Genomic DNA, 22,859 nt, shown 5'->3' on the forward strand with positions numbered 1-22,859 from the left:
CAATAGCCAGCCGCTCAGCCACTCACCTCATACAGCCAGATCCGCCAATACGCCCCCGGCTGTTCGTATACCCCTACCAGCCGAAGCCCGCTGCGGGCCGGAGCCGCCAACTGCGCGGCCGAAAGCACATAGCGCCCGCCCAGGCGCTGAAAGGCCGCGGCATCGAAGGCAAAATCCTGCACCACCCGCCGCTGAAACGCTCCTACCCGGAAATCCTTGCCCAACTCCGCCGAAAACAGATAACAACGGTTGCCCCAGGCATCGAAGTAGTGGCGCAGCTCGGGGCTTTTGGCCAGCTCGCCGGCTATGAGCGGCCGAAAGCGGTGCTTGTAGGGCAGCGGGTAGTTGTTCTGGTAGGAATCGAGGGTGTAGAAGTCGTTGAGCTGTGCCACGGCCGGCGGCAAACCCAGGCAGGCCACCCGGTACTGCGCCGGCGCCAGCCCCGACTCGCGCCGGATAGCCTGCTGTATCTGCTGAAACAGCTGTGGTGCTACGTAGGCCGAGTAGTTGGGCTCGTGCGGACTCGGGCGACCGGCCAGCTCCCGTAGGTTGTGCTGCCATTCCGTGTTCATACTCAGGCCAATGAGCAGCTGCAGCCCCAGCACCAGCGCCTGCCAGCGGCCGGGCAGGTAGCGCAGAGCCAGCACCAGCACGCCAAACCACAGCAGGGGCGTCAGGAAGTGGAAACGACCGAAATTGAATGCCCCCAGCATGGGCAGCCAGGTTTGCCCCTGCGCCACCAGCTGCGGGTAGAAGCCACTGAACCCGGCCAGTCCCGCCAGCCCCAGCAGCCAGGGCCACAGCCGCTGCCACCGGGCCAGCCGTTGCCCGGCCGGGGCAAGCGCTACCGCCGCTACCACGGCCAGCAGTATGGCCACGCGCAGAAACCGGCTGGCGTGGTACTGGCCCATCAGGAAAAACTGGCCGGCACTGCGCAGCCCGGCCTGCAGGCCCAAAGGCGTCAGTTGGCTGAGGTCAAATTCCAGCCGGTGCGGTACAAACTGCTTCGCTATCAGCAGCGAGTAAAACAACGGCCACTCCACCAGCAGATACACGCTCAGCAGCAACACCAGCCCCAAAAACAACGGCAGATTCGGCCGGCGGGCCTGCCACCAGTCGTGCAGCCAGAGCACGCCCAGCGCAGCCAGCACAAACGGCCCTACGAATACAAACATGCTCCAGAGCGGAAAACCCGCTACCATAGCCCAATGCCACCAGCGCGCCGCCCGGCGCCGAATAGCCAGAAACGCCAGCAGCAGCGCCGGCTGCCCCAGAACCGACAGCCCGTACATGGAATACAGCGGCAGCACGGCCCAGCACAGCGCTACGGCGGCGGCCACCGTTTTGGCCCGCGCCCCGCCTTGCAGCTCCTGCCGCAGCAGCCCATACATCCCCAGCAGCCCCAGCAGCCGCACCAGCGCCTGCTGCGCCAGATAAGCAGCCCAGGGCGGAAACACCACGAACAGCCCCTGCCCCACATTCAGGCCGGAGCGCAGCGCATTCCGGGGCAGCCCTTCCATGATGGCAGGCACTATAGCCGATGGCCGATAATCAAATAATACCCCGTGACGGACAAGTAGATACGAAATATTCAATTCCGCATCCAGATTATCGTCGATTGTAACGTAACTATGCGCAAGTAGAATACCGTAAGGCAACAAAAACAGCAGCAAGCCCAGCAGTGCCAGTTGCAACGGTGAAAATCGGGGCAAACGAGTTAGTTTTCCTGGCACGCAAGTAAGTTTGCTGCAAAAGTACCCTGCCGCTCCGTTACGTCCGCCTTCACCTATTGCAATGCCCGATTAGGCTTCCTCCTACTCTTCTCCGCATTGCGAATATGTCCGACTCTCCTGCCTTCTCCACCGCGCAACAGCCGTTTTGCCGTGTAGAATTTGACACTTCCAACCACTGGCTCCGGGCTACGTGGCGGGGGTTTGTGAATCCGCAGCAAGCCCTGCAGAGCGTAGTTTCGCACCTGGACCTGCTCAGCAGTCCCATTCCGCCGTTTTTCCTGAACGACAACAGCCAGGTACTCAATCCGTGGTTCGACTCGCTGACGTGGCTGCGCTACGTCTGGGAGAGCACCAATACCTGCCCGCCGCCCTGCGTAGCCCATGTGATGCAGCCCGGCGCCAATGCCAACGTCGGCGACCTGGACGTGAGCTGGACTCGCCGGGCCGGCACGGAGCTGCAGCTGTTTGAGTCGGTGCAGGATGCCGAAGAATGGCTCCACAGCTGCCAGCGGCAGCACTTTTCCCGCACGGCCTAGCTCCGCGGGTGAAACGCCGTAATGACCTGCCGCAGATAGTCCCGGTCGAGGTGGGTGTAGATTTCGGTGGTCGTGATGCTTTCGTGGCCCAGCATTTCCTGCACGGCCCGCAGGTCGGCCCCGCCCTCTATCAGGTGCGTGGCAAACGAGTGGCGAAACGTGTGCGGGCTGATGCTCTTGCGCACTCCGGCTTTGTCGGCGGCGGCCTTAATGACGGTGAAAACCGTCACTCTCGATAGTTTGGAGCCGCGCTTGTTCAGAAACACAAAGTCCTCGTGGCCGGGCTTGATGTCGAGGTGGCAGCGGATACCCTGCAGATACAGGCCCACATGCTTCAGCGCGTCGCGCCCAATGGGCACCAGCCGCTCCTTGTTGCCCTTGCCAGTCACGCGCACAAAGCCCTGATCCACGTACACGTTGGAAAGGCGCAGGTCCGTCAGCTCGCTCACGCGCAGCCCCGATGAGTACAGCACCTCCAGCATGGCCCGGTTGCGGGTGCCCTCGGGCGTGCTCAGGTCGATGCCGTCGAGCAGTTGCACAATCTCCTCATAGCTGAGCGTGTCGGGTAGTTTGCGGCCGGTTTTGGGCGCTTCCAGCGTATCGGTGGGGTCCAGCGTGAGCAGGTCCTCCATAATCATGAAGCTGAAGAAGGCCTTGATGCCCGACAGAATCCGGGCCTGCGAGGTGGCACTCAGGCCTAACTCGCCCAAGTAGCCTAAAAACTCGCGCAGCAGCTCCGTCGTCACTTCTTTGGGCGAGTTGGGCAGGTGCCGTAGCTCCAGGAAGTGCCGCAGCTTGCCGGCATCGCGCACATAGGCCTCCACGGAGTTGGCAGAAAGTGACTTTTCGAGCTGCAGATAGCCCTCGAACTGCCGGAGCGTAACGGACCAGGTAGACATAAGGTGAGTGAATGAGTGAATGAGCGAGTGGATACGTGAGAAGCTTGTTTGGCAGACTGCCCCGCTGATATTTGTGCAAGTTTACTGAAGCCCGGCAAAGCAGACCTACGGATTGAGCGGTACCCGCTGATCCACTCATTCACTCATTCACTCATTCACTCATTGCTACATGCAGCTTCTTATCCTCAACGGCCCCAACCTGAACCTGCTGGGCCGGCGTGAGCCGGGCATCTACGGCACCCGCTCCTTCGACGACTACCTGCCTGAGCTGCGCGCCGCCTTCCCCGACATCACCATCGAGTATTTCCAGAGCAACCACGAGGGTGAGCTGCTCGACAAGCTGCACGAAATCGGCTACACCTACCACGGCATCGTGCTGAATGCCGGCGGCTACACACATACCAGCGTGGCTCTGGCCGATGCCGTAGCAGCTATTAATACGCCCGTTATTGAAGTGCACCTGAGCAACCTGCACGCCCGTGAAGAATTCCGGCAGCGCAGCCTGCTGGGCAAGCACTGCGTGGGCAGCATCAGCGGCTTCAAGCTGGAAAGCTACCGGCTGGCCGTGCAGTATTTCGAAGGCCTGCGCCCCCGCCGCGTTGGATTTAAGGTATGATTTGGTGATGAGGTGACAGGTGATGAGGTGATGAGGTGACAGGTGACAGGTGAAAAGAACGTCATTCCGAGCGCAGCGCAGCGGAGCCGAGGAATCTCGCTGGTGTGGTAAACAAGCATCATTGCGCACGCATGTTGCGCACGTCAGCCCGCAAGATCTCTCGGACCCTGGCTTGGCGCCACATGCTCGGAATAACATTCTGCTTTTACCCCATTACCATTTACCTGTCACCTCATCACCATTCCCCCCATCACCTCATAACCTCACTACCTTTGCAGCTCCCCTAGCCTCTTCACACTTATGTATACGTTCAATCCCGGCCCTTCACAGGTGTACCCGCAGGTGCGCCAATACCTTCAGGATGCCTTCGATGAGGGCTGGCTCTCGGCGCCGCACCGCGGTGAGCGGTTTACGGGCCTGATGCGCCAGACCGTGCAGGAGCTGAAAAACAAGCTCAACGTTCCGCAGGACTATACCGTGTTCTTCATGAGCTCGGCCACCGAATGCTGGGAAGTGCTGGCCCAGAGCCTGACGCCGCGCAAGAGCTTCCACCTCTACAGCGGCGCGTTTGGCGAGAAGTGGTACGAGTATGCCAAGGCCCTGCGTCCGGCCTCGGTAGGCTATCCGTTCGGCCTCAACGAGGTGCCCGATGTAGCCGCCCTGCCCCTGCCCGACGACGAAACCGACCTGGTGTGCATCACCCAAAACGAAACCAGCAACGCCACCCAGCTGCGCGACGGGTTCATTCTCAACCTCTACAACCGTCTGGGCTCGGCGCTGCTGGCCGTCGATGCCACTTCCTCTATGGCCGGCGTGCAGCTCAAGTACATCAAGGCCGACGTGTGGTATGCCTCGGTGCAGAAATGCTTCGGGCTGCCGGCCGGTTTGTCGCTCATGATTCTGTCGCCGCGGGCCGTGGCACGCCTGCGCGAAATCAACGAGCGGAGCCACTACAACTCGCTGGCCTCGCAATATGAGAAGATGCTGAACTGGCAGACTACGCACACGCCCAACGTGCTCAATATCTACCTGCTCTACCGCGTGCTGCAGGACCGCCCGGTCATCAAAGCGGTGCACCAGCACCTGCAGGACCGCGCCACCAAGCTCTACGACTACTTCGAGCAGGCCACCCAGCTCACGCCCCTCGTCACGAATCCCGAAACCCGCTCCACCACCGTCATCGGCCTGCAGGGCACGCCCACGCTCATCGAGGAAGTGAAGCGCCGCGCCCTGGCGCAGGGCCTGCAGCTCGGCAACGGCTACGGCAACTGGAAGGCCGGCAGCCTGCGTATTGCCAACTTCCCGGCCATTCCGGACGCCGCTTTCGAGCAGCTGGTGCAGTTCTTTGCCAAAGAGTTTGCCTGAAACCAATGAGTGAATAGGTGAATGAGAGAATGAGTGAAGATTCCGCCCTCTCAAGGGACATTCACTCATTCAGTCGTTCACTCATTCAGTCATTCACTCACTGCCTATGTTTAGCCTCAAGGAAATCTTTTCCGTTACGCTCACGCTCTTCGCCGTAATTGATATTCTGGGTTCCATCCCCATTATCATCCAGATCCGGCAGCGGGAGGGCAAAATCAACTCCGAGAAAGCCACGCTGGTGGCCGGCGTGCTGATGTTCGTGTTCCTGTTTCTGGGCCAGAGCATCCTGAGTTTGTTCGGCGTCGATTTTCAGTCGTTTGCGCTGGCGGGGGCCATTATCATCTTCCTGATTGGCATGGAGATGATTCTGGGCATCGAACTGTTCCGGCACAACCCGCTGGCGGCTTCGGGCTCTATTGTGCCGCTGGCGTTTCCGCTCATCGTGGGGGCCGGCACCATGACCACGCTGCTCTCGTTGCGGGCCGCCTACTCGCTGCCCAACGTGCTGGTGGGCATTGCCGTGAACCTGGTGTTCGTGTACGGCGTGCTCAAAAGCTCCGCCTGGATTGAGCGCAAGCTGGGCAAAGCCGGCGAAGACATCCTGCGCCGCGTGTTCGGCGTGATTCTGCTGGCTATTGCCATCAAGCTGTTTAAAAGCAATTTCTGATGTTGGGGTCTTAGGAGCTTTGGGTCTTGGATAGTAAGAATTCCTACTGGCACGAGAAATCCAAGACCCAAAGCCCCTAAGACCCAAATAACCTATGATTTACCTGTTCACCGATGGCTCCTCGCGCGGCAACCCCGGCCCCGGCGGCTACGGCGCCATTCTGCGCTTTGGGCCCCACGAAAAGGAGCTGTCCGAAGGCTTCCGCCTCACTACCAACAACCGCATGGAGCTGCTGGCCATCATCGTGGGCCTGGAAGCCATCAACCGCCCCGAGCTGCCCATCACCGTCGTCACCGACTCGAAGTACGTAGTAGATTCGGTGGAGAAGAAGTGGGTGTTTGGCTGGGAAAAGAAGGCCGACTTCGGCAAGAAAGCCAACGAAGACCTCTGGCGCCGCTTCCTGAAAGTGTACCGCCAGCGCAAGGTTTCGTTTAAGTGGGTGCGCGGCCACAACGGCCACCCCGAAAACGAGCGGTGCGACCAGCTGGCCGTGCGCAGCGCCACCGGCACCAAGCTGCTGGTAGATGAAGGCTACGAATTGATAGAGGCGCGGCGGGGCTAGGGAACAGGCTAGAGTAGCTTTTGCAGTGGCCTTTACCTAGTCAACAAGTGCAATACTGGAGCGCTAAGACACACATTAAATTGCAGAACGACTTTGATACTATATGATAAAGTTTCTCTGGCTTCTTGCGTTTTCTATATTCTCCATCTTCCATGGCACAGCTTACGCATCGTGCATAACTATACACATAAACAAGAAATACATTAAGAGCCGAGCAAAAACTGCATCGTTAATATGTACTGCTACACTTATAAAATCGTCGACAGCTATTAGCCACGATTATTCACCTTTTGATGATTATATAAAGGGCTATCCTGTTACATGTTATACATTTTTACTAAATAAGGTATGGCGCGGCAAAACAGGAGACACACTTGTATTGAAAACAAATCCAAAATACAATGACCTGTCTTACCTTGGGTTCAAGCAAAAGTATTTACTTATGCTTGAATCCAATTATTTAGATCAATGCGACCCACTGCTTAGCTATTTCACTATTCGAGATAAAGAGCTTGACAAGCTGTTTCAAAAACCGCGTTTTCGTAGAATTCTGCCACCAAACTAGTACCTTTGCCCGCAGTGATGAGTCGCTCCACCGCGGCGCCTCAAGGCGACGAGGAAAGTCCGGGCAACACAGAGCACCCTGCTTCCTAACGGGAAGGACCGGGCGGCGCGAGCTTCCCGGGACAGCCAGTGCCACAGAAAATACCGCCTACGTTGCCTTCGGGCAGCCGGTAAGGGTGAAAAGGTGCGGTAAGAGCGCACCAGCGGCTGGGCAACCAGTCCGGCTGGGTAAACCTCAGGGGTTGAAAGACCAAATAAGCTGGCACGCGCCCCGTGAGGGCGCACCGGGCGGCTCGTCCGGCGCCAGCGGGTAGGTTGATGGAGCCTTTCCGCGAGGACTGGCCTAGATAAATGGTGGAGGCGCTACCCTTCGGGGTGGCGTACAAAACCCGGCTTACAGACTCATCACCCCGGCTTTCGGCCGCCGCAGCTTCGGGTGCGGCGGCCGTTTGCGTTGGGCCCACCGCTCAAACACCACTTCTTTTATTGAAGTAGGTTGCCTACGGCCGCGAACCATTTGCTTTTACTGAGCCGGACGTTCCGGTTCGATGAAAACAATGGGTTGAGAGCTACCGGATGCCCCGGTAGCTCTCAACCCATTGTTTTCATGGTCATTGGCATTCCGGCTGCTCAAAAACCAATGGTTTTGCTAAACCTTCGTGCCCGGTTGCTTGAAAACAATGGTTTTTACCAAACCGGGGCGCATGCGTGAGCTAGCGGGAAGGGTATGTCGTTTGCGCGGCGGTTTTCGTTACTTTGGCTTTTCCCATTTCCCTTACTGGAGTCTATGCCCCGCATTCTCATCATCGACGACGAAAAGGCCATCCGCAACACGCTGAAGGAGATTCTTGAGTACGAAAGCTACCAGGTAGATCAGGCCGAGGACGGCCCCACGGGCCTCGACATGCTTATCCGCGACAAGTACGACGTGGTGCTCTGCGACATCAAAATGCCCAAAATGGATGGCATTGAGGTGCTGGAGCGGGCCAGCGTGCTGGCCCCCGATGCGGCTTTTATCATGGTATCGGCGCACGGCAACGTGGAAATGGCCGTGGATGCCACCAAGAAGGGCGCCTACGATTTTCTGCAGAAGCCCCCAGACCTCAACCGCCTCCTCGTGACGGTGCGCAACGCCCTGGACCGCACCAAGCTGGTGGCCGAAACCAAGACGCTGAAAAAAAAGGTGGCTAAGAGCTCCGAAATGGTGGGCTCGTCGGAGGCGCTGGGTGCCGTGCGCAAAGCCATTGAAAAGGTAGCGCCCACCGATGCGCGCGTGCTCATCACGGGTCCCAACGGTGCCGGCAAGGAGATGGTGGCCCGCCAGCTGCACGAGCTCAGCAACCGCGCCAACGGCCCGATGGTGGAAGTGAACTGCGCCGCCATTCCTTCCGAGCTGATTGAGTCTGAGCTGTTCGGCCACGAGAAAGGCTCATTTACGTCGGCTGTGAAGCAGCGTATCGGCAAGTTTGAGCAGGCCGATGGCGGCACACTCTTCCTCGACGAAATCGGCGACATGAGCCTTTCGGCCCAGGCCAAAGTGCTGCGGGCCCTGCAGGAAAACAAGATTACGCGGGTGGGCGGCGAGAAGGAAATTTCGGTGAACGTACGCGTGCTGGCCGCCACCAACAAAAACCTGCTGCAGGAAATTGCCGACCGCAACTTCCGCGAAGACCTCTACCACCGCCTCTCCGTCATCCTGATTCAGGTGCCGGCCCTCAACGACCGGCGCGACGATATTCCGGAGCTGATTGAGAAATTCCTCAAGGACATTGCCAACGACTACGGCAACAAGCCCAAGAAGATTGACGCCGCCGCCCTCGACTACTTGAAAGGCCTCGACTGGCGCGGCAATATCCGCGAGCTGCGCAACGTGGTAGAGCGCCTCGTCATCATGAGCGACGACACCATCTCAGCCGAAGACGCCAAGGCGTTTGCGGGGAAGTAGCAGCTTGGAACCGGGGCTTATCTGAAAGAGCCTGTCATCCTGAGCAGCGCGAAGGACCTTACCACGTTGAACAGAACCGTTCTGGCGTGATAAGGTCCTTCACTGCGTTCAGGATGACAGGTTGCCTTCAGAAGGACAGGCATTTACACCATCTGATTGCAGCCGCGGATATCCGAGTTGTCCATCCGGCCGAGCACTTCGAAGGAGCCATCGGGGTGCAGGCGGGCCAGGTCCTTGGTTTCGATGAAAGCGCAGGAATCCACATTGGCCAGATCGATGACGTTGATGGCGCCGTCGGGGCGGGTTTCGCTCAGGGCGAACGGGTCGGCGGGGTCGCGGAGCAGCACCCGCAACTGGGGCGGGGCATGAAAGCGGCCGTCGCCGAAGCTGTAGGCCTGGCTGAGCAGCTCGGTCATGCCGTACTCGGAGTGGATGCCGGCCGGCCCGAACGCCTGCTGTAGCTCCTGGTGCAGCTCCTCCCGAATCATTTCGCGGCGGCGGCCCTTCATGCCCCCGGTTTCCAGCACCGTGAGATTTTGCAGCTCCGGCGCCGCGCCGTATTCCGCCGCCAAGTCCAGCAGTGCATAGCTCACGCCAAACAGCAGCACGCGCCGCCCGGCCTGCTTTGCAGCGGCCAGGGCCTGTAGCAGCGCCGCATGGTCGTGCAGGAAAAACGCCGGCTGCTCCTGCCCCGATTCCCGGGCGAAATAATCGACCATCGCCACCAGCGACGAATGGCCCTGCTCCAGATATGAGGGCAGCAGCGCCAGAAACGTCCAGTTCTGCAAAGGGCCGTAGTACTGCTCGAAAATGCGGGCGGCGTTGCGGCGGTACAGCTGCGGGTCGCGGAGGCGGTGGTGGCTGCGCTGCTGCCGGGTGGTGCCGCTGCTCAGAAACAGCTCCTGCGGCTCCCAGCTCCCGGGCTCGGTGCGCACATCGTGGGTTTTAAAGAACTCGATGGGCAGAAACGGAATATCGGTCAGCTGCTGCACCTGCTGCGGGTCGCGGCCCAGGGCGGCCAGGTAGGCAGCATAGGGCGGGCAATGCCGGGCCTGATGCCGGAACAGGCGCAGGACCGCCGCCGGCGCGGTGGCGGCCGTCAGGTGGGGCAGTGCCGTGAGGTGTTCGTCGCGGAAACTCATTGTAGCGGAGCGGGGTTTGCAGAGAGAATAACAATTGGCGGGCGGCTTCGTTGAGAAGTTGTACCTTTTGCCCGTCGCACTGGCGCTTTATATCGTAGTTTCCGGCTTCCTATGACCATGTTTCGTACTCTTCGCGCAGGCTTACTTATTGGGGTGGGCAGCCTGGCCATCGGCTCTTGCATCAGCCCGCCCGACTTCCCCGACACGCCCAGCATCGAGTTCAAGGACCTGAGTGTGCAGCGGCACATCGTGAATGGCGTCACGGCCGTTGATTCGGTTGTCGTGACAATCGGCTTTAAGGATGGAGACGGCGACCTGGGTCTGAATGAGGAAGAATACAACAACCCGCCCTATCAGCGGCTCAACACAGATGGCAGCCTCAACCTCAACCACTGGAACTACTACTTCAACCTGTTCGTGAAAGCGCCGGGCGAAACGGAGTTCAAGCCCTACCGCGTAACGCCGGAGCTGCTGGAACTGCGGCCGGAAGACTACTACGGCCAGTATCCGCACCTGGAGCCAAACAGCGAGAAAAAGGCCCCCCTACAGGGTAACTTGCGCCTGCGCCAGGGGTTTGCGTTGGGCTCGCCGTTCTATCCGGGCCAGGAAGTGCGGTTTGAAATCACCATCAAGGACCGCGCCCTCAACACCAGCAATACCGTCACGACTTCCAGCTTCGTAGTGGCCCCCCGCTAGCCTTTCCGTAGCCCGCTACCAACAGCAACGCCCCGCCGGCCGTGCCTAGCACAGCCGGCGGGGCGTTGCTGTTAGAGGACTAGTAGATAGCCGGGAATTGCTGAGGGTCGGTTTCCTGCATCAGCGTGTACACTGTGTCGAACACGTCTTCGGCGCTGGGCTTGCTGAAATAGTCGCCGTCGGAGCCATAGGGCGGGCGGTGAGCCTGCGCGGCAAGGCAGCGCGGCGCCGAGTCGAGGTAGCGGTAGGCATCCTGGTTGTCGAGCACCTGCTGCAGCATGTAGGCCGTAGCGCCGCCCGGCACGTCCTCATCGGCGAAGATAACCCGGTTGGTTTTGCGGATGCTGTCCGTGATGACGTGCTCCAAGTCGAAGGGCAGCAGCGTCTGCACGTCCAGCACTTCCACCGAAATGCCCACTTCGGCCAGCTGTTTGGCGGCGTCCAGCACGATGCGGCACATAGAGCCGTAGGTTACTACCGTCACGTCGGAGCCTTCGCGCAGCACTTCGGGCATGCCCAGAGGTAGCGTAAACTCGCCTACGTTGCTGGGAATCCGCTCTTTGAGGCGGTAGCCGTTGAGGCACTCAATCACAATGGCCGGTTCGTCGGAGCGCAGCAGCGTGTTGTAGAAGCCGGCGGCCTGGGTCATGTCGCGCGGCACGCACAGGTGCATGCCGCGGATGGCGCCCAGAATCATCTGGATGGGCGAGCCGGAGTGCCAGATGCCTTCGAGGCGGTGGCCGCGGGTGCGCACTATCAGCGGCGCTTTCTGGCCGCCTTTGGTGCGGTACTGCAGGCAAGCCACGTCGTCACTCAGAATCTGAATGGCGTAGAGCAGGTAGTCGAGGTACTGGATTTCGGTGATAGGACGCAGACCGCGCAGCGCGGCCCCGATGCCCTGCCCCACGATGGTACACTCGCGGATGCCGGTATCCGTCACGCGCAGCTCCCCGAACTTGTCCTGCAGGCCGGCAAAGGCCTGGTTTACGTCGCCGATACGGCCCACATCTTCCCCGATGGCGAAGATGCGCGGGTCGCGCTGGAAGTTGGCATCGAAGCAGGCCTGCAGCACCTCGCGGCCATCTACCTGCGGCGCGTCTGTGGCGAATACAGGCTTCACTTCCTCGATATTGCCAATGGCTTCCTCGCTCTGGCTGAAGAGGTAGGAGTTGTAGCGGTCGGCGTTTTCGGCCAGCGCCTGCTCCAGCCAGTTCTGCAGCTCGCGGCGGGCGGCACTGCGCTGGCTGCGCACCTGGCGCAGGGCGCGGCGGGTGGTGCGCACCAGGTCGGCGCGGATGGGCGTGGGGTTATGCTCCAGGTGCTCTACCAGCTCGTGCAGGCTGTTTTCGGAGCCGGTTTCGGCCACCAGCTTGTTGAGCAGCACTACCACTTCGTCGCGCTCCTGCTTGATGGGGCTGAAGAACTCGCCCCAGGCGGCAGTGCGGGCCACTTTTACGGTTTCGCGGGCTTCGTTTTCAATCTGGGCCAGCTCGTCTTCGGAGGCGTGGCCCTCGGCCAGCAGCCACCCGCGCATCTTGCGCAGGCAGTCGTGCTCTTCTTCCCACGACAGCCGGTCCTTGGACTTGTACCGCTCATGAGAGCCGCTGGTGCTGTGGCCCTGCGGCTGCGTTACCTCGGTCACGTGAATCAGCACCGGCACGTGCTGGGTGCGGCACAGCTCGGCCGCGCGCTGGTACGTGTCGATGAGGGCCGCATAGTCCCAGCCTTTCACCACGAAAATCTCGAAGCCCTGCTCGCCTTCACCGTCGCGCTGCAAGCCGGCCAGAATGGCGGAAATGCTTTGCTTGGTGGTCTGGTACTCGGCGGGCACCGAAATGCCGTAGTGGTCGTCCCATACGCTCATCAGCATCGGAATCTGGAGCACGCCGGCCGCATTCAGGGCCTCGAAGAACATGCCCTCGGAGGTGCTGGCGTTGCCGATGGTGCCAAAGGCCACCTCGTTGCCGTTCACCGAAAACTGGTCGAACTGGTGCAGCTCAGGGTTTTGGCGGTAGAGCTTGGAGGCGTAGGCCAGGCCCACGAGGCGCGGCATCTGGCCGGCGGTGGGCGAAATATCAGCAGAAGAGTTTTTGCTCTGCGCCAGATTCTTGAAGCTGCCATCCTCATCCAGGATGCGGGTAGCGAAGTGGCCGTTCATGGCGCGGCCGGCGGTGGCGGGCTCGGCTTCGGCATCGGGGTGTGCGTAAAGCTGCGCAAAGTATTGCTGCCAGGTCAGCTCGCCGGCGGCCACCATAAACGTCTGGTCGCGGTAGTAGCCGGAGCGCCAGTCGCCGGGCTGGAAGGCGCGGGCCATAGCCAGCTGGGGCAGCTCTTTGCCGTCGCCGAAGATGCCGAACTTGGCCTTGCCCATGAACACTTCTTTGCGGCCAGCCAACGAGGCGTGCCGGCTTTCCCAGCCCAAGCGGTAGTCCTGGAGCAGTTCTTCTTTACTTAGGGTAGTGGCAGTAGCCATCAGATCAGCAGATTCAGCAGTGGGCATAAAACGGATGGGGGGAGATGTTGATGCCTGATAAACGGGAGCGGAAAAACGGGCCTGTAGTGAACAGGTGCCCAAAAGTACGGATTTGGCCGGGAGCATGCGTTGCCCCGGTGCTTACGCAGCCGGACCGATTTTGTATATCTTTGGCAGGCAGAGCGTCGGAAGCCCGCGTTTTGCTGTGCCGGGCCGGTTTTGCGCTGCTTTAGCAGCCTGGGCGGCCGGCGCCGTTTGCTCACGTTTTCACCACCCTGATTTCCGCTTTGTTATGAAACACCTTGCCTCCCTCCTGCTCTTTGTTGTGCTGGCGTTCAGCAGCCGCGCGCAAGGCGTCATCTCCTTCGAAAAAGACACGCACGATTTCGGGAAGGTGCCGGAAGGCACCATGGCGACGTACGAGTTCCGGTTCAAGAACACCGGCAACCAGCCCATCATCATTGCCAACGTGCAGGCTTCGTGCGGCTGCACCACCCCCGACTGGACCAAAACCCCGGTACTGCCGGGCAAATCGGGCATCATCAAGGCTATGTACAGCAGCGCCGGCCGGCCGGGCGTCTTCAACAAAACCGTGACCGTGACCAGCAACGCCAGTACGCCCAGCGCGGTGCTTACCGTGAAGGGTGACGTAGTATCGAAGGCGGAAGCCAAGGCGACGCTCACGCCGACGCAGCTGGGCCAGTCGCCGCGCCTGGTGCTGGACCGCACCACCCACGACTTCGGCAAAATGGAAGCCGGCCAGCAGGTGACGGCCAAGTTCACGGTGAAGAACACCGGTAAGCAGCCGCTGGAGCTGGGCATGCTCACGTCGGGCTGCAACTGCATCGGCTACAAGTCGGTGCCGCCTACCATTCAGCCGGGTAAGAGCGCCGTGGTGGAAATCCTGTACGCCCAGCGCCAGATCGGGCAGATGACGGATGTGGCAACGCTGAGCTCCAACGACCTGAACGGCGACGTGAAACTCACGCTGAAGGCCAACATCGTGCGCGACCTGAACGGCTCTAGCATCCTGAAGGAAAGCGGCGCCGTGGTGCCGTTCAAGTAAGCCGCTGCTTAAAGCCATTGTCATCCGGAGCAGCGCAAAGGACCTTATGCCGGCCGAACGAGTCAGAACCTGGCTAATCGTTCGGTTGCATGAGGTCCTTCGTGCTGCTCCGGATGACACATTTTTATACCGGGGCCTGCACAGATAGAGTGCCGGCCATTCGGCGGCGAAGCCCTATCTTTGCAGCCTCTTATTCCACCCATTACCATTCCGCTCTGCCATGATCATCGGCGTACCGAAAGAAATCAAGAACAACGAAAACCGTGTAGGTCTGACGCCCGCCGGTGTAGCTGAATTCCGCAAGCATGGCCACGAGGTGTACGTGCAGGCCACGGCCGGCAACGGCAGCGGCTTCTCCGATGCTGAGTATGAGCAGGCTGGCGCAACTGTTCTGCCGACTATTGCCGACGTGTACGGCAAGGCGGAAATGATTGTAAAGGTGAAGGAGCCGATTGCCTCGGAGTACCCGCTCATCAAAGAAAACCAGCTGCTGTTCACGTACTTCCACTTTGCTTCGGGCGAGGAGCTGACCCACGCTATGATTGAGCGCAAAGCCGTGTGCCTGGCCTACGAAACTGTGGAGCTGCCGAACCGGGCCCTGCCCCTGCTCATTCCGATGAGCGAAGTGGCCGGCCGCATGGCCCCGCAGGAAGGTGCCAAGTACTTAGAAAAACCCCTGAAAGGCCGTGGCATTCTGCTCGGTGGCGTACCCGGCGTGAAACCTGCCGAAGTGCTGGTGCTGGGTGCCGGTATCGTGGGCACGCAGGCCGCTAAAATTGCTGCCGGCCTGGGCGCCAAGGTTACCGTGATGGACATCAGCCTGAACCGTCTGCGCGAGCTGGACGACTTCATGCCCAAAAACGTGGTGACGCAGTATTCCAACGAGTACAACATCCGCGAAGCCATCAAAACCGCCGACCTCATCATCGGGGCCGTGCTGATTCCGGGTGCCAAAGCGCCGCACCTCATCACGCGCGACATGCTGAAAACCATGCGCCCCGGTACGGTGCTCGTGGACGTGGCCGTGGACCAGGGTGGCTGCATCGAAACCTGCCGCCCCACTACCCACGAAGACCCGACCTTCATCATCGACGACATTGTGCACTACTGCGTGGCCAACATGCCGGGCGCGGTGCCTTACACTTCTACCCTGGCCCTGACCAACGCCACGCTGCCCTACGCCGTGAAGCTGGCCAACCTGGGCTGGCAGGAAGCCTGCCGCCGCGACGAGGCCCTGCGCCTCGGCCTGAACGTGGTGCACGGCAAAGTGGTGTATAAAGGCGTAGCCGACGCCTTCGGCCTGCCGCTGGAATCCGTAGAATCGGTGATGGAAGCTGCTGTTGCGTAAGTAGCAGTTGACTATCAGATAAGTATGAATTGAGCGTTCGGGTGGTCTTTGGCTGCCGGAACGCTCAATTTTTCTTTTGCTGGCCGCCTTTTCACTGCCGGCACTTACTCCGGAACAGGCCGGCGGCTACTTTTGCCGGGCTGCTTTCCACTCAGATAATTCTTCGATGAAAGGCATTTTATATACGGGCGGCGAATTGACGGACCTCGTAAGCTTCGCGCGCCTGCCCGCCTACCTGCAGGCATTTCTGCGCGAGCAAAACGGTGTGGTGGCTTATTTCGGCGGGCTGCACATCCGGGGCTGCGTGGCTGAGCCTGCCTGGCACTCGCTGGCTGAGGCCTGGCAGGGCGAATCGGCGTTCTGGCGCAGCTACGACACGGTGCTGGAAACCGATATTCCGTTTGGGCAGGACTGCGCCGGCAACCAGTTTCTGCTGCGCGGCGACGCGGTGCTGTGGCTCGATACTGAAACCGGCGAGCTGGCTGATCTGGAGGTAGACTTCAAGCACTTCCTGTTCGGAGCCGAGAAGTTTCCGGTAGATGCGCTGAGCATGGAGCCGCTGCGGGCCTTTCAGCAAAGTGGCGGGGTGCTGCAACCGGGCCAGCTGCTGAGCGTGTACCCGCCGTTCTGCATGGCCACCGACGGCCAGCAACAACCCAGCATCAAGGCAGTAAGCGCGGCCGAGCGGCTGGCGTGGCTGGCCAGCTTCTACCGCCAGATCAAGGATCTGCCCGACGGGCAGTCTATCCGCTTCACCACCGAATAATTCCGCTGCGTGCGCGCCATTCCGTCCCTTACCGTACAGTTGCTGCTGCGCCGGTTTGCCCTGCTGCTGGGGGCCTATGCGCTGCTGCGCCTGGGGTTCTACTGGGCCAACCGGGCCGTGTTTCAGGAAGCCTCTACCGGGCAGGTGCTGCTCGCCTTCTGGCACGGCTTCCGCTTTGATATTGCGGGGCTGCTGCTGCTGAACATTCCGTTTCTGCTGCTCTCGTTTGTGCCCAGCTACAGCCGGGGCTGGCAGAAGCTGGTGCGTGGCGTGTACCTCGTGCTCAACGCCACGGGCTATATGCTCAACATCGTGGACACGCAGTATTTCAAGTTTATCGGGCGGCGCACTTCCGATGAGCTGTTCACCATCACCGGCGACATTGAGCGGCAGGCTGGGCAGCTGGTGTGGCACTACTGGTTTCTGGTGCCGCCGTTTCTGCTGCTGTTTGCCCTCACGTGGTATTTCTACCCGATGCCGCCGACGCACGCCGTGGCCCGGCAGCGGCCGGCGCCGCGCCGCTGGCTGAGGTTTGGCGTGGAGCTGGTGCTGGTGGCCGGCCTTACGGTGCTGGGCATTCGGGGCGGCTGGCAGCTGAAGCCGCTGCGCACCGGCGTGGCCTTCGTGCAGACGCCGCCTTCCCTCGGCCACGTTGCCCTGAACAGCACCTTCACGTTTCTGAAAAGCCTGGGCTCCCAGCCGGCCGACCGGCGCACCTATTTTGCGTCGCGGGAGGCGCTGTGGCCGGTGCTGGCCGCGCACTACCCGGCGCCGCGCCCCACCACTACCCACCCACCCGACAACGTGGTGATTCTGCTGGTAGAAAGCTTCGCCTCGGAGTACAACGGTATCGAAAATGGCGGCCAGGGCTACACGCCGTTTTTCGACTCGCTGGCGACCAAGGGGCTGTTTTTTCGGGAGCATTATGCCAACGGGCGCCGCTCCATTGAGGCGCTGCCGGCCGTGCTGGCAGGCCTGCCGGGCCTGATGGAAAGCTCGTTTATCACCTCCCGGTTCCAGACCAACGAGCTGCACGGCTTAGGCGAGCTGCTGAACCGGCAGGGCTACCGCACCTCGGTGTTTCATGGGGCCCAGAACGGCACCATGGGCTTCAATATGTTTGCGGGCATGGTAGGCGTGCAGCAGTACTACGGCCTGAGCGAATACCCCGGCGGCAGCAGCAGCCCCGACTTCGACGGGCACTGGGGCATTTTCGACGAACCCTACCTGCAGTACTTTGCCCGGGAGCTGACCAAGCAGCCGCAGCCGTTTTTCTCCACCGTCTTCACGCTCACCTCGCACGAGCCGTTTCCGGTGCCGCCGCGATACAAAAACCGTTTCGCGCCCGGCGGCCTGCCCATTCACGCCTCCATCCGCTACACCGACTACGCCCTGCGGCAGTTTTTCCGGACGGCCGCGCAGCAGCCCTGGTACCAGAACACGCTCTTTATTCTGCTGGCCGACCACACCTCCCAAACACTGCGGCCGGAATACCAGAATACACTGGGCTCCTACAAAACGCCGCTGCTGCTGTTCCACCCCGGCCGCCAATTGCCGCCCGCCAACGTACACCGCATCACGCAGCAGGCCGACGTGCCCGCCACCGTGCTGGACTACCTGGGCCTGGGGGCCAGCCGCCAGCAGCTGCTGCCATTCGGCTACTCGGTGTTTGATACGGCCGGCCAGGGCCGCGCGCTGTTTCTGAGCGGCGGCTCCTACTGGCTTGTGCACCACGACTTCGTGACGGAGCTGACCACCGACAACCGCATCCGCCTCTACCCCTACCAGACCCACCTGCTACCCGCTCAGCCCCTGGCCAACCCCGACCCGGCAAAGGTGCGGCAGTATGGCGACGAGCTGAAAGCCTGCGTACAGCTGTTTGCCAACGGCCTCGCCGACAACTCCCTATACCGGTAAAAGCTGGGCACGGGGCGCGGGCCCTTACGGCTGAGTCAGCGTCTCATACAGGGGCACTTCCGCCAGCCGCTCATTGGTGCGCTCCGCAAAATTCACCCGCCAGCAGAAGTGGCTCACGCCATTCGTGAGCAGCAGCAGCGGCGCCCCGATGGTCTGGTTGTAGGTGGCTGCCTGCATAGCCACGGCCGCCGTTATCGGCACGGTGGGGCGCTTGCATTCTACCAGCAGCAGCGGCTGGCCATCCGGGCCGAGGGCTACGAGGTCGGTGCGCTTCTGGCGCTGGTTGTAGCGGTGGCCCTGCTCCAGGCTCAGCAGGCCTTTGGGGTAGCCCCGGTGCTGTATCAGGTAGTGCACCACGTGCTGGCGCACCCATTCTTCGGGGGTTAGCACCACGTGCTTGCGGCGCAGAATATCCCAGATCAACAGATTTTCGCCGGATTGTGTAACTTTGTATTCGAAAGGCGGCAGGTTCAGCTCTTGCATCACCTCCAAAGGTACGGCCCCCGAACTCCGGTTCCCGCTTTTCCCTCCGTACCGTCACATCCTCTTGGCAAGGGTCTGACGGTTTTTTCGTACCCGAAAGAGCCGCTGACAGCAAAGAAAATCAGGTTCCCAACCATTTTCGCTGCCGCCCGTCTGTCTTTCTTCACTTACTAATCATCCACTCACTACCTGCCTATGAAATCCAAAGCCGACATCGTTGAGAACTGGCTGCCCCGCTACACCGGCGTACCCTTGAAGGAATTTGGCCAGTATATCCTGCTGACCAACTTTATCAACTACGTGCACATGTTTGCCGAGCAGTTCGGCGTTGCCGTTCAGGGTCTCGATAAACCGATGCAGACGGCCACGGCCAACGGCATCACCATCATCAACTTTGGCATGGGCTCCCCGATGGCGGCTACCGTCATGGACCTGCTGTCGGCCGTGAAGCCCAAAGCAGCACTGTTTCTGGGCAAGTGCGGCGGCCTGAAAAACAAGACGAAGCTCGGCGACCTGATCCTGCCCATCGCCGCTATCCGGGGCGAGGGTACTTCCGACGACTACCTGCCGGCCGAAATTCCGGCCCTGCCCTCTTTCCGCCTGCAGCGGGCCGTGAGCAGCATGATCAAGAAGCACGAGAAGGACTACTGGACCGGCACGGTGTACACCACCAACCGCCGCGTGTGGGAGCACGACGAGAATTTCAAGGAGTATCTGCGCCAGATCCGAGCCATGGCCGTGGATATGGAAACGGCCACCATTTTCACGGTAGGCTTCGTGAATGAAATTCCGCACGGCGCGCTGCTGCTGGTGAGCGACAACCCCATGACGCCGGAAGGCGTGAAAACGTCGGAGAGCGACAAGAAGGTAACTACCGACTTCGTGAACACGCACCTGCAGATTGGTATCGACTCGCTGATGGAGCTGAAAAACTCCGGCGAATCGGTGAAGCACATGCGCTTCGAGTAGCCGCGGCGGCTGGTGCCGCTGTTTGCGGCACCGCTCTGTACAGAATGAAAAAAATCCTCAGTGCCTGGTTGGCGCTGAGGATTTTTTGTTGTGCAGCACGTTGTGCTTCCCGTATCTTGCTTCTACTTATGCCTTATAGCTCTACCCGCTCATACAACCCGCCTCTATGACTTCCTTTGCTACTGCGTATCTGGATGTCACGTACGATGAAACCCAGCACCTGCTTTCTGGCCGCTGGAAGCGGGGCGTAATGCCGTTTGAGCTGCAGCAGGGCTATTCCGCCATCCTCGATGTGGCCGCCGCTACCAACTGCCGTTTCTGGCTGCTCGATATCCGACGCCGGACCGGGGTGGACGCCTCAGACGTGTTCTGGATAACCGAGGAGTTCTTCCCGAAGCTGCAGCCGCGCATGGGCCACACTACCTACATGGCCTTCCTGATGTCGCCGCACCATCTGGCCGGTGTTTTAGCCGGCAACGGCGCCGACATCGACTCGGCCCCGGATGGCCTGCCCTATGCTTTTCAGCGCTTCACCGACGAGCCGGCTGCCCTAGTCTGGCTGGAGCACTGCCATCAGCACGATTCGGTGGAGCGGTAAGCGCCGGTGAGCCAGTGCGGCACGGGGTTCTGGTTGCGGCGCAGCGCTGATCCTCACTTTTGCGCTACTTTCGCGGCATGCTTCAACCTTTCCGCTCCCTGGCCCTGCTGTTGCTGCCGGCCCTGCTTACCTGCTGCCAAAGCACTTCCCGCCAGACCGCCGACCTGGTGGTATATAACGCCACCGTATATACCGTCGATTCTGCGTTCAGCAAGGCACAGGCGTTTGCCGTGAAAGACGGCAAGTTTGTGGGCGTAGGTTCCGCCGATGACATTCGGGGCCGGTTTCAGGCCGCGCAGGAAGTAGACGCACAAGGCCAGTTCATCTATCCGGGCTTTTATGATGCGCACTGCCACTTCTACCGCTATGCGCTAGGGTTGCGCGCCGCCGACCTTACCGGCACCGGCTCCTGGAAGGAAGTAGTGCAGAAGCTGCAGCAGCAACGCCAGCAGTACCCGCAGGCAGCCTGGCTGACGGGCCGTGGCTGGGACCAGAACGACTGGCCCAACAAGCAGTTTCCGACCAAAGACACCCTCGATGCGCTGTTTCCGAACACGCCGGTGTTCATTATCCGGGTAGACGGGCACGCGGCCCTCGTGAACCAGAAGGCGCTGGATTTGGCCGGCGTCACGGCCCGGACGCCCATCAGCGGCGGCACCATCACGAAAGACGCGTCCGGCAAGCTCACGGGGTTGCTGGTTGACAATGCCGTGGACCTGGTTTCCGCCAAAATCCCTGACCCCACGCCCGCCGAAGCCACTGCGCTGTTGCTCGAAGCCCAGCAGCTGTGCCTGGCGGTGGGCCTCACCAGCCTCGCCGACGCCGGCCTAGACAAAGCCAACATCGACCAGCTGGCAGCGTTGCAGCAGCAGGGCAAGCTGAAGCTGCGCCTCTACGCCATGCTCAACCCCACGGCGGCCAACAAAAACTTCTACTTCAAAAACGGCCCAATACTCGACGAGCGGCTCACAGTGAGTTCCTTCAAGGTGTATGCTGATGGGGCCCTGGGCTCCCGTGGGGCCTGCCTGGTAGAGCCCTACGCCGACCGGCCCAAGGAAACCGGCTTCCTGCTCTCCACCGAAAAGGAATACCGCGCCCTGGCCCAGGAAATTGCGGCCAGCAAGTTCCAGATGAACACCCATGCCATCGGCGACTCGGCCAACCGTATCATCCTCAACATCTACGGCGAGGCCCTGAAAGGCCAGAAAGACCGGCGCTGGCGCATCGAGCACGCCCAGGTTATCACGCCCGCCGACATGCCCAAGTTCGGGCAGTTTGGCATTGTGCCGTCGGTGCAGCCCACGCACGCCACTTCCGATATGTACTGGGCCGGCGAGCGGCTGGGGGCGCAACGCCTGAAAACGGCCTACGCCTACGAAGAGCTGCGCAAGCAGTACGGCCAGGTGGCTATCGGCTCCGATTTCCCGGTGGAGGACATCAACCCGCTGTTTGGCTTCCACTCGGCGGTGGCCCGGCAGGATGCCAAGAACTACCCTGAAGGCGGCTTCCAGATGGAGAACGTGCTGAGCCGCCCCGATGCGCTGCGCGGCATGACCACCTGGGCTGCCCACGCCGCCTTTCAGGAAAAGCAGAAAGGCAGCATCCGGCCCGGCATGGCCGCCGACTTTGTGATGCTGAACACCGACCTGCTGGAAGCGCCCAAAGAGCAGCTGCGCGGCGCGAAAGTGCAGCAAACCTGGATTGCCGGCGAGAAGGTGTTCGGCGGCAAATAGCCCTACCCATATAACCGCTACCCAAGGCTGACTTCCCGAATGCAATGAAGGACCTGATTATGCTAGAACGACCATCGTACTCACGGTTCGTTTCAGCGTAATCAGGTCCTTCACTGCGCTCAGGAGGACAGATAATTTCTACCCGTCACCACACTCCTAGCCCCGTACCGGGCCTTCATCGGCGGAGCCGCCGTAGATGGCGGGCACCGGAATATCGAGCAGGCGCAGGTACACGGAAAGCTGGCCGCGGTGATGAATGAGGTGGTTGAGCACCATGGTGCGGGCCACGGCGGCGCGGGGCAGCGTCATGAGCACCTTGTCGCCCATGCGCAACGACCAGTTGCCGTGGAACGTGGCGTCGTCTACCTGCTCCAGCGCCTTATGAATGTTCTCGCCGTTCACGTCGAAGCGGCTCAGCACTTCGTCGGTGGTAGCGGCATTTGACATCTTCACGGTCGTCACGTCGGTGTCGGGGCCGGCCAGCGACACTTCCAGGAAGGCCACCAGATTGGCCATGTGCGAGGCCAGGCTCCCAATCGACATAGACTTGGGGTGAGGCTGCCAGCTGAACTGCTCGGTGGGCACGCGCTCCAGCAGGCGGCGGGTTAGCTTGAGCTCGGTGCGCAGCTCCTGGCTGAGAGCGGCTTGCAGGGTGGGTTGGGCGTCGGACATACGGAAGCGAGGAAATGGGGTGAAAGATGTGCCAGCACTAACAGCGCAGGCCGTTATTGGTTGGGCGCGGCCGCAAAAAACCGCTGCCCCACCTCCCGAAGGTAGCAGA

Annotated in this window: 20 protein-coding genes and 1 other RNA gene; 15 read left to right on the forward strand and 6 right to left on the reverse strand. The window is 60.8% G+C overall.

The genetic code is table 11. The features are described from left to right. Positions 1-14: 14 nt before the first annotated feature. Positions 15-1,733 (reverse strand): DUF6044 family protein, encoded by a 1,719-nt coding sequence (locus BUE15_RS08010; RefSeq protein ID WP_244535915.1) that lies wholly within the window; start codon positions 1,731-1,733, stop codon positions 15-17. Between the two features lie 104 nt (positions 1,734-1,837). Between BUE15_RS08010 and BUE15_RS08015 the strand changes: the two genes are divergently transcribed. After that, the gene (locus BUE15_RS08015) at positions 1,838-2,269 is read left to right on the forward strand and encodes a hypothetical protein (RefSeq protein ID WP_073282917.1); all 432 of its coding nucleotides are present in this window, start codon (positions 1,838-1,840) and stop codon (positions 2,267-2,269) included. Here BUE15_RS08015 and xerD read toward each other — a convergent pair. Further along, on the reverse strand, positions 2,266-3,168 hold the full coding sequence (gene xerD, locus BUE15_RS08020) for a site-specific tyrosine recombinase XerD (RefSeq protein WP_073282920.1): 903 nt from the start codon (positions 3,166-3,168) through the stop codon (positions 2,266-2,268). The genes BUE15_RS08015 and xerD overlap by 4 nt on opposite strands. A 169-nt stretch (positions 3,169-3,337) precedes the next feature. On the opposite strand from xerD, the gene aroQ reads away from it, so the two are divergent. The 6 genes from aroQ to BUE15_RS08050 all read left to right on the forward strand — a co-directional run bounded on the left by aroQ (position 3,338) and on the right by BUE15_RS08050 (position 8,887). Next, on the forward strand, positions 3,338-3,784 hold the full coding sequence (gene aroQ / locus BUE15_RS08025) for a type II 3-dehydroquinate dehydratase (RefSeq protein ID WP_073282923.1): 447 nt from the start codon (positions 3,338-3,340) through the stop codon (positions 3,782-3,784). Between the two features lie 300 nt (positions 3,785-4,084). Beyond that, complete coding sequence (locus BUE15_RS08030) at positions 4,085-5,149, forward strand: aminotransferase class V-fold PLP-dependent enzyme (protein WP_073282926.1); 1,065 nt, start codon at positions 4,085-4,087, stop codon at positions 5,147-5,149. Positions 5,150-5,255: 106 nt separating this feature from the next. Next, complete coding sequence (locus BUE15_RS08035) at positions 5,256-5,816, forward strand: MarC family protein (RefSeq protein ID WP_073282929.1); 561 nt, start codon at positions 5,256-5,258, stop codon at positions 5,814-5,816. A gap of 94 nt (positions 5,817-5,910) precedes the next feature. Next, the gene (gene rnhA / locus BUE15_RS08040; protein ID WP_073282932.1) at positions 5,911-6,378 is read left to right on the forward strand and encodes a ribonuclease HI; all 468 of its coding nucleotides are present in this window, start codon (positions 5,911-5,913) and stop codon (positions 6,376-6,378) included. A gap of 579 nt (positions 6,379-6,957) precedes the next feature. Continuing rightward, an RNA gene (gene rnpB, locus BUE15_RS08045) (RNase P RNA component class A) lies at positions 6,958-7,355 on the forward strand. A 374-nt stretch (positions 7,356-7,729) separates the two neighbouring features. Next, positions 7,730-8,887 carry a sigma-54-dependent transcriptional regulator gene (locus BUE15_RS08050; protein WP_073282934.1) on the forward strand — a complete coding sequence of 386 codons (1,158 nt, stop codon included), beginning with the start codon at positions 7,730-7,732 and terminating at the stop codon, positions 8,885-8,887. 143 nt (positions 8,888-9,030) lie between these two features. Here the strand turns inward: BUE15_RS08050 and BUE15_RS08055 are convergent, their stop codons facing one another. Further along, positions 9,031-10,029 (reverse strand): long-chain-fatty-acid--protein ligase, encoded by a 999-nt coding sequence (locus BUE15_RS08055; RefSeq protein ID WP_073282937.1) that lies wholly within the window; start codon positions 10,027-10,029, stop codon positions 9,031-9,033. A 117-nt stretch (positions 10,030-10,146) separates the two neighbouring features. Between BUE15_RS08055 and BUE15_RS08060 the strand changes: the two genes are divergently transcribed. Continuing rightward, the gene (locus BUE15_RS08060; RefSeq protein ID WP_139252180.1) at positions 10,147-10,725 is read left to right on the forward strand and encodes a hypothetical protein; all 579 of its coding nucleotides are present in this window, start codon (positions 10,147-10,149) and stop codon (positions 10,723-10,725) included. Positions 10,726-10,804: 79 nt separating this feature from the next. On the opposite strand, the gene BUE15_RS08065 is transcribed toward BUE15_RS08060, so the two are convergent. Then, a complete protein-coding gene (locus BUE15_RS08065; RefSeq protein ID WP_073282943.1) occupies positions 10,805-13,225 on the reverse strand; it encodes an alpha-ketoacid dehydrogenase subunit alpha/beta in 2,421 nt (806 codons plus the stop codon). Positions 13,226-13,490: 265 nt separating this feature from the next. Between BUE15_RS08065 and BUE15_RS08070 the strand changes: the two genes are divergently transcribed. From BUE15_RS08070 to BUE15_RS08085, 4 genes are all read left to right on the forward strand, one after another. Then, positions 13,491-14,264: a DUF1573 domain-containing protein gene (locus tag BUE15_RS08070; protein WP_073282946.1), complete on the forward strand. Its 774-nt coding sequence runs from the start codon at positions 13,491-13,493 to the stop codon at positions 14,262-14,264. Positions 14,265-14,484: 220 nt separating this feature from the next. Continuing rightward, complete coding sequence (gene ald / locus BUE15_RS08075; protein WP_073282949.1) at positions 14,485-15,612, forward strand: alanine dehydrogenase; 1,128 nt, start codon at positions 14,485-14,487, stop codon at positions 15,610-15,612. 166 nt (positions 15,613-15,778) lie between these two features. Continuing rightward, complete coding sequence (locus BUE15_RS08080) at positions 15,779-16,378, forward strand: SMI1/KNR4 family protein (protein WP_139252181.1); 600 nt, start codon at positions 15,779-15,781, stop codon at positions 16,376-16,378. A 9-nt stretch (positions 16,379-16,387) separates the two neighbouring features. After that, a complete protein-coding gene (locus tag BUE15_RS08085) occupies positions 16,388-18,295 on the forward strand; it encodes an LTA synthase family protein (RefSeq protein WP_139252182.1) in 1,908 nt (635 codons plus the stop codon). Between the two features lie 24 nt (positions 18,296-18,319). Here the strand turns inward: BUE15_RS08085 and BUE15_RS08090 are convergent, their stop codons facing one another. Then, on the reverse strand, positions 18,320-18,778 hold the full coding sequence (locus tag BUE15_RS08090; protein WP_073282957.1) for a type I restriction enzyme HsdR N-terminal domain-containing protein: 459 nt from the start codon (positions 18,776-18,778) through the stop codon (positions 18,320-18,322). Between the two features lie 195 nt (positions 18,779-18,973). On the opposite strand from BUE15_RS08090, the gene BUE15_RS08095 reads away from it, so the two are divergent. From BUE15_RS08095 to BUE15_RS08105, 3 genes are all read left to right on the forward strand, one after another. Then, entirely contained in the window at positions 18,974-19,747 is a 774-nt protein-coding gene (locus BUE15_RS08095) for an AMP nucleosidase (protein WP_073282960.1), read from the forward strand. 166 nt (positions 19,748-19,913) lie between these two features. After that, positions 19,914-20,345, forward strand: coding sequence for a hypothetical protein (locus tag BUE15_RS08100; protein WP_073282962.1), 432 nt, complete (start codon positions 19,914-19,916; stop codon positions 20,343-20,345). 77 nt (positions 20,346-20,422) lie between these two features. Further along, positions 20,423-22,078, forward strand: coding sequence for an amidohydrolase (locus BUE15_RS08105; RefSeq protein ID WP_073282965.1), 1,656 nt, complete (start codon positions 20,423-20,425; stop codon positions 22,076-22,078). Positions 22,079-22,234: 156 nt separating this feature from the next. Here the strand turns inward: BUE15_RS08105 and BUE15_RS08110 are convergent, their stop codons facing one another. Then, positions 22,235-22,750 carry a DinB family protein gene (locus BUE15_RS08110; RefSeq protein ID WP_073282968.1) on the reverse strand — a complete coding sequence of 172 codons (516 nt, stop codon included), beginning with the start codon at positions 22,748-22,750 and terminating at the stop codon, positions 22,235-22,237. Positions 22,751-22,859: the final 109 nt, after the last annotated feature.

It is taken from the genome of Hymenobacter psychrotolerans DSM 18569, assembly GCF_900142395.1.
GTDB classification, from domain to species: Bacteria; Bacteroidota; Bacteroidia; order Cytophagales; family Hymenobacteraceae; genus Hymenobacter; species Hymenobacter psychrotolerans.

Excerpts from the sequence above, each read along its gene's own strand:
- BUE15_RS08015 (WP_073282917.1), top strand. The coding sequence starts at position 1,838 with ATGTCCGACTCTCCTGCCTTCTCCACCGCGCAACAGCCGTTTTGCCGT.
- xerD (WP_073282920.1), bottom strand. The coding sequence starts at position 3,168 with ATGTCTACCTGGTCCGTTACGCTCCGGCAGTTCGAGGGCTATCTGCAG.
- aroQ (WP_073282923.1), top strand. The coding sequence starts at position 3,338 with ATGCAGCTTCTTATCCTCAACGGCCCCAACCTGAACCTGCTGGGCCGG.
- BUE15_RS08030 (WP_073282926.1), top strand. The coding sequence starts at position 4,085 with ATGTATACGTTCAATCCCGGCCCTTCACAGGTGTACCCGCAGGTGCGC.
- BUE15_RS08035 (WP_073282929.1), top strand. The coding sequence starts at position 5,256 with ATGTTTAGCCTCAAGGAAATCTTTTCCGTTACGCTCACGCTCTTCGCC.
- rnhA (WP_073282932.1), top strand. The coding sequence starts at position 5,911 with ATGATTTACCTGTTCACCGATGGCTCCTCGCGCGGCAACCCCGGCCCC.
- BUE15_RS08050 (WP_073282934.1), top strand. The coding sequence starts at position 7,730 with ATGCCCCGCATTCTCATCATCGACGACGAAAAGGCCATCCGCAACACG.
- BUE15_RS08055 (WP_073282937.1), bottom strand. The coding sequence starts at position 10,029 with ATGAGTTTCCGCGACGAACACCTCACGGCACTGCCCCACCTGACGGCC.
- BUE15_RS08060 (WP_139252180.1), top strand. The coding sequence starts at position 10,147 with ATGTTTCGTACTCTTCGCGCAGGCTTACTTATTGGGGTGGGCAGCCTG.
- BUE15_RS08065 (WP_073282943.1), bottom strand. The coding sequence starts at position 13,225 with ATGCCCACTGCTGAATCTGCTGATCTGATGGCTACTGCCACTACCCTA.
- BUE15_RS08070 (WP_073282946.1), top strand. The coding sequence starts at position 13,491 with ATGAAACACCTTGCCTCCCTCCTGCTCTTTGTTGTGCTGGCGTTCAGC.
- ald (WP_073282949.1), top strand. The coding sequence starts at position 14,485 with ATGATCATCGGCGTACCGAAAGAAATCAAGAACAACGAAAACCGTGTA.
- BUE15_RS08080 (WP_139252181.1), top strand. The coding sequence starts at position 15,779 with ATGAAAGGCATTTTATATACGGGCGGCGAATTGACGGACCTCGTAAGC.
- BUE15_RS08090 (WP_073282957.1), bottom strand. The coding sequence starts at position 18,778 with ATGCAAGAGCTGAACCTGCCGCCTTTCGAATACAAAGTTACACAATCC.
- BUE15_RS08095 (WP_073282960.1), top strand. The coding sequence starts at position 18,974 with ATGAAATCCAAAGCCGACATCGTTGAGAACTGGCTGCCCCGCTACACC.
- BUE15_RS08100 (WP_073282962.1), top strand. The coding sequence starts at position 19,914 with ATGACTTCCTTTGCTACTGCGTATCTGGATGTCACGTACGATGAAACC.
- BUE15_RS08105 (WP_073282965.1), top strand. The coding sequence starts at position 20,423 with ATGCTTCAACCTTTCCGCTCCCTGGCCCTGCTGTTGCTGCCGGCCCTG.
- BUE15_RS08110 (WP_073282968.1), bottom strand. The coding sequence starts at position 22,750 with ATGTCCGACGCCCAACCCACCCTGCAAGCCGCTCTCAGCCAGGAGCTG.